Genomic DNA, 7,133 nt, shown 5'->3' with positions numbered 1-7,133 from the left:
CCGACTTCATTTAAAGAAATTTTAGCTGGAAGTGAGTCCAATCCGTCACACATCACTGTTTGATTTAGTTGATTAACCTTAAGCCGATAGGCTTTCCAAGGTTTGATCAGGGTGCGAAACTTGAGTTTATTGTTAATTAAATCATATCTAGCTTTCGTTAAAAATTTCAAAAAAGTTAAATGCTGGCGCAGCGGATGACTTTTTCCAGAATTTTTTTGACTTATTCAGTTGAAGATAACTCTATAGGTGACTTCTTTCACTTAGTCTGGTTCGAAAATTTCCTTAAATAATTCGAACGGTTCATACTGTAGCGCTCGCAAATGCCTTAAAATGTGGAAAACTGTTTGTTTTAAGTCCAATTCAAGCTTGATGAGCAAGGTCAGTAAATAGACAATCAGTGCCAGTATGACTTGATTTTCTACACCTTCTTCTGACTTTGAAAAGTAGTTTTTAATCGTCATGTGTTGCTTGATATGCTTGAAAAAGAGCTCGATTTGCCACCGTGATTGATACATTTTACTAATCTCTTCAGCTGATACATCCATGCGGTTGGTGATAATTCTTAAATTGACTTGCTGCTTTCTCTCTATCGTCACAAGTCGAAAGAGACTCGTCAAGTAGACTTGACTGCCCAATTGAACCAATTGATCACTGATAATACCCGTTCCTTTAGGAACGTCTAGATGGCCTTGCACATGTACCTTCGTCTTTTTATGCATAAGAGAAAGTAAATGATAAAAAATCTCCAGTAATACATTTGGTTCAAGTGCCCGTAGGGCACGAGAAAGCTGAAAGTAACTGATAGAGACTATCCACATTACTTTTTTCAAATTCGGATTAACATGTTATTGGTCTAGGTGTCGTAAACTTTCTGTTTCATCGTTAACGGTATACAGAAAGAGCTTTATTACTTTCTTAAATGTCAATTTCTTTGCATAACGATCAAATTGTTCAATGGCTTGACGAGAATCTAAGCTTAATTGTTCTAATTTAATATACGAAAACCATTTTTATTTTATACTTATCCGTTCATAGATCCTTTGTATTGGTCTTCGATAAGTCATTCAAGTACTCATATAAAGGATTTTTTTATGTCATTGAACAGGTAAATATTTAATGCAACACTAGTGATTCACTATTTTTTTTGATTAGGTTATTTAATGTGAATTAATATTTCATCAATTTGTTTTTCATGTATTCTAAAAAAATATCTATCGGTTTATCATTCCACTTCTTATTATGTACTGCACGATGACAATTTGCACAAAGCATAATTAAGTCTAACTTTCTAGTCATCCTTTTTCCCATATATAGTGGTAAAATATGATGTGCTTCAATAAAATCAATCTCATATATTTTCTTGAATGAAAAGTTACACGCTTCACAAAAAAGTTCCCCATGCCTTTTAAGAAATTCCTTCTTTGCAATATTTATTATTTCTGGATTACGTTCAATTTGATAATGAATACGATGGCGTCTCATTCCTTCGACAGTTTCATACTCATTTGCTATTTCATTATCATAAGTCCAAGCATCGATCCTATCAAACTTTCTACTGTATATCATAAATGCTTCTTGTAAAGAATCTTTCACTTCCCAAATAAATAGTTCCTTCTCATAATATCCCTTAAAAAAATGACTCCAGTACCTTTCCTTTTTACTGTTTTTCCTTACATCAGCTACAAATGTATAACCTTTTTTTCTTAGCCGTTTAACTGTTTGAGCCATAGATGAATTATATACTTGATATGGACGTCCAGTTATTTCTGATATTAGTTTGGCGGATCCTTTACCACCCATTTCAACCACTAAGGCATAGATGGCTTCAAGCAAGACAGGAGTAAAACAGTCTTTCTCTTGTAACATCTGTATCCACTCATCGACAGTACAATTTTTTGCATTTGTTGGATAGTAATCTAATCCTTTTTGCATATCAATCACCTACCATTTTTTGCATTCTCAATTTGCATAGTAAACTTAGCTATCCAAAAACTCTTAAAACAACTAGTTTATTAATCAATCCGTCTTTTGGAACTATACTTTTTTTATTTCCGTTTCATCCCATTTTTCCCTTTTACAACATCACTTCTATTTTTCTTTTCCTCTTGTACCGCTTCAAATTATTCTTTTGAAATAATTGCTGGATGGTTATTTTCTGAAACATAATGTCTTGGTGTTCTCCCGCATTAAGTAGCCTAACAACACCGATATATTTCTCATTGCTTAGCATAACATCAATTGTTCTTTTGCACCAATTTTCTTTTCCGGTTGGGGTTTTTATTCCTAGTTTTTCTAACTCTCGCTTTATACCAATAATACTAAACCCGCGCAAATACAGTTCAAAAATTATTCGGACATTTTTAGCTACATCTTCCTTAATGATCAGTACTCCATCTGTATCATTTTCATAATCGTAACATTTTCGGTTATATAATTTTGATGTGCCTTGTGCCGCAAGACGTCTATAATCCCATTTAATATTTTCACTACGAGATTCGTTTTCGGCTTGTGCAATCGATTCGATAATTGAAATCATCAAGGCACTATCTGTATCAGCTCTATCGAGTCCTTCTAGTTCAAATATGACACGAACTCCAAGCACTCTTAGCTTATTCAACCCTTCAAGCACTTCAACGCTATCTCGGCCAAACCTGCTAATGTTTTTTGTTATCACAATTTCTATATTTTTTGCTTCACAATCTTTAATTAGACGATGAAATGTTTTGCGGTTAGACTTCGCTTTCCCTGAGGCAATATCTATGTATGTATCAATAAGTAACCACTTACATCTTTAATACCATTGATTTCCACCTATATTTTATTCTATATTAATTCAGATGTTTATACCAATGAACTTACGCTACTGTTTCTCAATTAAAAAGCATTAGCACACCGGCATGTTGTTGTGCCAGTGTGCTAATGTACTGTCTTTCATTACTCGATCATGATGCGTTTAGAGGTGTCGACCTGTTCCTTTTTAGGTACCTTAATTGTCAACACACCTTCTTCTAGTTTTGCCTGAACACTTTCTTCATTGGCATCTGCAAGGAATATGCTTCGTGACATCTGAGCATATTTTCTTTCACGATGAATATATTTTTTGTTTTTATCTTCAGAAACTTCTTCTTTTTTCACTGAAATGTTAAGTCTTCCTTCGTTAAGCGTAATCTCTACATCTTCTTTCTTTACTCCTGGAAGTTCTGCTTCAATTGTGTACTCTGTATCATTATCCTGAATGTCAATCTTAAATGTATCTGCCGCTAAACTTCTTTGCAATGGCCAGCTACCTGTAAAAAAGTCATCAATCATGTTGGAAAAATCTTCAAAACCAGTATTCATTACATCATTTCGTTTTCTGTTGAATGGAATTAATCCTGCCATAATAACCACTCCTTTACTTGTTTTTATTCTCATCATTAGCACTCTCTGTCGTTGAGTGCTAACTCTAATTTAGATATACACCACTTTTCAAAATCTGTCAATAGTTTTTTTGTTTTTTTACTTATTTTTTTTATGCCTTTTTTTTTATGCTGTAGTTGCCATACCACTGATTTCTAGATCATTCTCTTTATCAACTAATAGTACTATTTCCCGATTAAATGGAACGAAAGGCATAAAAGGATGGAGACCAAAGGAACCTTCACTGGCAAAGGCTAAGGTTTTACCACATAAATCCATAGCTCCAATTGCCTTATGTCTTGCAGCTTCAAATTGATTTCCCATACGCTCTATATCTCCGGTAGTTGAACTTCTCTCATACATATAATGGCTTTCTTACCCATTACTTAATTACTCGAATATCTTCTATATAGACTATCCCCGCATATTTTGAAGACAAATATTTATTGTATATCTTTTCAGCTACAGCTATAGCCTCTTCTTCATTCTCTATTATAATTTCTATTCTTATATTTTCACCAAATCTACTAAGTCCTCCAGATATTGATCTCATACCTCTTTCACCTTGTCCAGAAACATTCTGATAAATGGTATAAGCTTTAATACCTAAAGACTCTAAATATTCTATTATACGAGAACAGATTATTCTTTCAGTTATTATAATAATTTTCTCAGCACTTTTCAACATGTTGGTACACCTCCATCTATAAATTTGAAATTATATTTGCTATTTGATAGTAAAGGGGGATTCCTATTAAAATATTAAAGGGAAAAATAATCCCTAGACTCATTCCAATAGCCAAAGAGGGGTTGGCATCCGGAAAGGTACTTCTCATTACTGCCGGTGCAGATATAAAGGATGCTCCACCAGCCAATGCTGCAAACACAGTTGCTCCTCCTGGACTTAAGCCAATAAAAGTAGCTAATATTATTGCCATAAAAGCCTGTAATGGCGGGAGAATAATTGCTAACACCAATGTAACTGGCTTAACACTTTTTAGTTCAAAGATTCTTGAACCGGAAAGTATTCCTATATCAAGCATAAAAATTGTGAAAATTCCCTCAAAAATATTATCATAGAAAGGCATGAGACTTTTCGTTCCTTCAACACCTGATATTAATCCAATTAGAAAGCCACCAAAAATTAATAATGTTGATTTAGCTGTTAAAGATGTACGCAATATATCTCTTATATTATATTCACCTTTTTCTACTTCAACAGATCTTTTCTTTAAACCAACACGACCTAGAACAATACCGGTAAGTAAAGCTGCTGTATCCATAAAAGGGTACAAGGCAGGCACAAATTCCTCATAGCTAGCTCCCATTTGCTCTAAAAAAACCAAAACTGTTATAATGGTTACACTATTACATGCTCCATAATGTCCTGCTATGGATCCTGCATTTTCTGGATCAAATCCTATTTTTGACATTATATAGTATACTACAGTTGTAATTAAAATACCCATAATTATTGCGGATAAAGCAGGTATTACTACTCCTAGTATCCCTGTTTTACTCACTGCTACTCCACTCTGTAATCCTATGGATATTAAAATATATAATGTTATTGCTGATCCAATTGAATCAGGTATTTCAAGATCAGATTTAACTGATACCGCTATAACTCCTAATATAAAAAATAATATTGCTGGAGATAACATGTTGCTAAATGCAAATTCTAAAGAAATCATCTTACTTAACACCTCACCATTATTTTTAAAACTTATTTTTTCATTAATAAATTATAATTAATTACATGCGCAAAAATAAGGTCAACATCATATTACTAATTTTGAGGTAGTAGCCATGGATGCTGACCCACATTTGACTGGTGTATTCCACCTTTCATTTGTCTATCAACTTACCTTTATGTTCATAATTTTCATTACAATATAATTGTAAATTATAGGGACAGTAGTACACCTCCTTTCATTATATTAAGTGCTTATACCCTGGCTTTTGTAAAAGTATTTGAGATATTGTGTCATACTCTTAGTGGTGTTTGTTGTATAGAGTACCTAAGCAAAAAACCGACTTTTTCTAGCAAGGTACAGTATCCACATTTATAGTGGTATAACTGCCTTACGCTAGAAAAAAGTCGGTTTATCCTCAACTTACCCACTATTTCATCCAAAATGGGCCTTTGTAGATCTCCCTACTATTATTTTTTCTAAGACATTAGTTTTTTCTCTAAATCGCCAGATAATTTAAAGATCATAACCCGTTCACCGGTTTTTGTACTGATGTCCGTATGAAATGTTATTACTTCTTCCCCTGTTTTTTCTTTTATTATTTCACCTAACATATCTCGACCTGCTTCTACTAGATCTGCTCGAACTTTCTTAATAGATAATATTCCTTCTGATGTTTGGCAAACCTTATATTCTGCAGGTGTTAATATTCCTCTTAGAACAACAATGACCATATCCCTTAAAATGTCAGTTTTCACTGTTACGGATCCTCGTCCTAGAAAATCCTTCTCCCACAGTGTTAATGCCTTGCTTATTTCTGCTTCTAATTGACCTTTTGTTATGGTTGTTCCTCCTATCAAGGGTATTTCCTATCACCATATATTAAGGGTGACATACCGATTTGTTTCAATCTAAGCAACAAAACCCTAACCGTATTTTCATACAGACAATTAATTATTATCTTAATGCTAATACATTTGATAATTGTACTTATATTGAGCAACCTATTCTAACTTAAAAAAATTTAATTTAGCATAACATATATCTAATTCGTTGTAAATACATATAAAGTCATTGTTTGTTGTAAGCGCTCAATAAAAGTACGGATTCAAACACACTGTCTGCCATGAGATAATCTTTAGTATAGTAGTAAGTTTTAGCACCAGCTAAGCAATCCTTAGCCGGTACTAAAACTAAGTCTAAACTGGGAGGCTAAGCAAATATGGCAACTGTAAGACAGGCAAAACATGACCTATTGAAAACAAAGTTGCAGGAAATTATCGCTGCCCAAAGACAAAGTGGACAATCAATCAGAAACTGGTGTGAGGAAAACCAAATCTCAGCCCCTTCTTTTTTCTACTGGAATAAAATAATCCGTGAGGATTCATTGATCCAGGCAGGAGTGATGGCAGTTACAGAATCAAAGCGATTTGCAGAAATCACTATGCCGAATCCGCTCTCTGAAAGAGTTTCTGATTCATCATTACAGGTTTGTGCTGTACTACGTGTACATCAGACTGAGATTGAGATTCATAATGGTGCAGATGCTAAGACATTGGAAACAATCCTTACACTTATCGGAAGGTCATCATGAAAATCCAATTACCTGACGATCTCCGTATCTTTCTCGCCTGTGGGCAAGCTGATATGAGAAAATCCATTGATGGCCTTACGGCCATGATTTCGTTAACGTATAAACTGGAGCCCTTCCAACATGCGCTATTTCTTTTCTGTGGTAGACGGAAAGATCGAATGAAGGCAATTCTCTGGGAGGGTGATGGGTTTCTTCTCCTCTATAAGAGGCTCGAAAACGGAAGTTTTCAGTGGCCTCGAACAACGGATAAAGCTCGCGAAATCACACCTCAACAATATCGGTGGCTCATTGAAGGTCTTTCCATCGATCAAAAGAAAGTGATTCAAGAAACTATTGTACACATGACTATATTGATTTATTTATGCAGGTTCTTGTGCAGTTAATAGCCGGTTACTCAACGGATTCTTCAGCCAATTGGCTACGTCACGATCCAGTTTTTCAGCAGG

The 7,133-nt window shown here is 34.4% G+C and carries 9 protein-coding genes and 1 pseudogene; 2 read left to right on the top strand and 8 right to left on the bottom strand.

What is annotated here, in order from left to right:
- Window positions 1-260 precede the first annotated feature (260 nt).
- The 8 genes from ACYQ4S_RS10115 to ACYQ4S_RS10080 all read right to left on the bottom strand — a co-directional run bounded on the left by ACYQ4S_RS10115 (window position 261) and on the right by ACYQ4S_RS10080 (window position 5,953).
- The gene (locus ACYQ4S_RS10115; protein ID WP_459770942.1) at window positions 261-695 is read right to left on the bottom strand and encodes a transposase; all 435 of its coding nucleotides are present in this window, start codon (window positions 693-695) and stop codon (window positions 261-263) included.
- A 472-nt stretch (window positions 696-1,167) separates the two neighbouring features.
- Window positions 1,168-1,932, bottom strand: a complete 765-nt coding sequence (locus tag ACYQ4S_RS10110) for an HNH endonuclease (protein WP_346023755.1) — start codon at window positions 1,930-1,932, stop codon at window positions 1,168-1,170.
- Between the two features lie 142 nt (window positions 1,933-2,074).
- Window positions 2,075-2,755, bottom strand: coding sequence for a recombinase family protein (locus ACYQ4S_RS10105; RefSeq protein WP_459770944.1), 681 nt, complete (start codon window positions 2,753-2,755; stop codon window positions 2,075-2,077).
- A 179-nt stretch (window positions 2,756-2,934) separates the two neighbouring features.
- Complete coding sequence (locus tag ACYQ4S_RS10100; protein WP_287027552.1) at window positions 2,935-3,381, bottom strand: Hsp20/alpha crystallin family protein; 447 nt, start codon at window positions 3,379-3,381, stop codon at window positions 2,935-2,937.
- A gap of 144 nt (window positions 3,382-3,525) precedes the next feature.
- A complete protein-coding gene (locus tag ACYQ4S_RS10095) occupies window positions 3,526-3,723 on the bottom strand; it encodes a DUF6671 family protein (protein WP_346023756.1) in 198 nt (65 codons plus the stop codon).
- Between the two features lie 58 nt (window positions 3,724-3,781).
- Complete coding sequence (locus ACYQ4S_RS10090; protein ID WP_091268083.1) at window positions 3,782-4,087, bottom strand: P-II family nitrogen regulator; 306 nt, start codon at window positions 4,085-4,087, stop codon at window positions 3,782-3,784.
- A gap of 16 nt (window positions 4,088-4,103) precedes the next feature.
- Entirely contained in the window at window positions 4,104-5,093 is a 990-nt protein-coding gene (locus tag ACYQ4S_RS10085) for a sodium-dependent bicarbonate transport family permease (protein WP_346023757.1), read from the bottom strand.
- Window positions 5,094-5,572: 479 nt separating this feature from the next.
- Window positions 5,573-5,953, bottom strand: a complete 381-nt coding sequence (locus tag ACYQ4S_RS10080; RefSeq protein WP_346023758.1) for a Na-translocating system protein MpsC family protein — start codon at window positions 5,951-5,953, stop codon at window positions 5,573-5,575.
- Window positions 5,954-6,315: 362 nt separating this feature from the next.
- On the opposite strand from ACYQ4S_RS10080, the gene tnpA reads away from it, so the two are divergent.
- Window positions 6,316-6,687: an IS66 family insertion sequence element accessory protein TnpA gene (tnpA, locus tag ACYQ4S_RS10075; protein ID WP_346023759.1), complete on the top strand. Its 372-nt coding sequence runs from the start codon at window positions 6,316-6,318 to the stop codon at window positions 6,685-6,687.
- Window positions 6,684-6,971 (top strand): annotated as a pseudogene (gene tnpB, locus ACYQ4S_RS10070) (IS66 family insertion sequence element accessory protein TnpB); the annotation flags it as partial. The gene tnpA and the pseudogene tnpB, both read left to right, overlap by 4 nt.
- Between the last annotated feature and the right edge of the window lie 162 nt (window positions 6,972-7,133).

It is taken from the genome of Alkalibacterium sp. s-m-28 (assembly GCF_054658175.1).
Note: the sequence above shows the minus strand (reverse complement) of the source record. Positions and strands in the feature narration are given on the sequence as shown.

Bases quoted from the DNA above. Each gene is read 5' to 3' on its own strand.
- ACYQ4S_RS10110 (WP_346023755.1), bottom strand. From the start codon at position 1,932: ATGCAAAAAGGATTAGATTACTATCCAACAAATGCAAAAAATTGTACT.
- ACYQ4S_RS10100 (WP_287027552.1), bottom strand. From the start codon at position 3,381: ATGGCAGGATTAATTCCATTCAACAGAAAACGAAATGATGTAATGAAT.
- ACYQ4S_RS10095 (WP_346023756.1), bottom strand. From the start codon at position 3,723: ATGGGAAATCAATTTGAAGCTGCAAGACATAAGGCAATTGGAGCTATG.
- ACYQ4S_RS10090 (WP_091268083.1), bottom strand. From the start codon at position 4,087: ATGTTGAAAAGTGCTGAGAAAATTATTATAATAACTGAAAGAATAATC.
- ACYQ4S_RS10085 (WP_346023757.1), bottom strand. From the start codon at position 5,093: ATGATTTCTTTAGAATTTGCATTTAGCAACATGTTATCTCCAGCAATA.
- tnpA (WP_346023759.1), top strand. From the start codon at position 6,316: ATGGCAACTGTAAGACAGGCAAAACATGACCTATTGAAAACAAAGTTG.